The organism is Micromonospora sp. ZG13 (assembly GCF_059359355.1).
In genome coordinates, this window is the sequence record NZ_JCADBQ010000047.1 from 1 (window position 1) to 1,104 (window position 1,104).

The 1,104-nt window shown below is 74.9% G+C and carries 1 protein-coding gene; it reads left to right on the top strand.

Going from position 1 to position 1,104, the window contains the following annotated elements:
* Positions 1-35: 35 nt before the first annotated feature.
* The coding region (locus AC5L34_RS29475) for a SpnB-like Rossmann fold domain-containing protein (RefSeq protein WP_494827917.1) at positions 36-1,104 on the top strand (1,069 nt) is incomplete at its 3' end.

The window sequence follows — 1,104 nt, forward strand, 5'->3', positions numbered from 1 at the left end:
ACTGGCAGTCGCCGCGGGTGCCGATGGTGTCGAACGTGACGGGTGCGGTGGCGGACGCAGAAGAGATCACCGATCCCACCTACTGGGTGCGGCATGTGCGGCAGGCGGTGCGGTTCGCCGACGGGGTGGCGGCTCTGCGGGAGCAGGGCGTGGACACGTTCCTGGAGGTCGGCCCCGACGCGGTCCTCACCGCCATGGCCGCCGAGGCGGAGGCGGCCGACGACGTCCGGTACGTGGCCACGCTGCGCCGCAACCAGTCCGACGTCACCACCCTCACCAGCGCCGTCGGGCAGCTCTGGGCCGCCGGCGTGCCGGTCGACTGGACGGCGTACCACGGCCAGACCGGCGCCCGGCCACGCGTGGTGGAGCTGCCCACGTACGCCTTCGACCGGCAGCGCTACTGGCTGGAGGATCCCCGGCCGGCCTCGCCCGCCGCGGGTGCTGCCGCCACCCCGTCCGACGAGCAGTTCTGGGCGGCGGTCGAGTCCGGTGACCTCGGCGTGCTGGACGACGAACTGGGCGCGGACGAGCCCTCCACGGCGCTGCTGCCGAAGCTCGCCCGGTGGCGGCGGGCGACCCAGCAGCGGGCCGCCGTCGACTCCTGGCGGTACCGGGCGACGTGGCGTACGGCCGACGTGCCCTCTTCGGCGACGCTGGCGGGTACCTGGCTGCTGCTGATGGCGCCCGGGCAGCAGGACCACCCGGTGGCCGTGGAGCTGGCGGCCCGTGCCGACCGTGCGGTACCGGTGCTGGTCCCGGCCGGCGCTGACCGGGACCGGGTGGCGCGGCTGCTGCGGGAGGCGATGGGATCCGACGACCGGGACGCGCACGTGGTGTCCCTGCTGTCGCTGGCCGATCCCCGGGAGCCGTCCACTTCCCGGGAGCCGGCCGCCGTGCCGGCCGCCGTCGAGGTGACGACGGCACTGGTCGTGGCGCAGGCGCTGACCGACGTCGGCGGGGCGGGCCGGCTGTGGTGGCTGACGCGTGGGGCGGTGTCGGTCGGCGGATCCGACGAGCTGGCCGATGTCGCGGGTGCTGCGGTGTGGGGTTTGGGTCGGGTGGTGGGTTTGGAGGTGCCGTTGCGGTGGGGTGGTTTGGTGGATT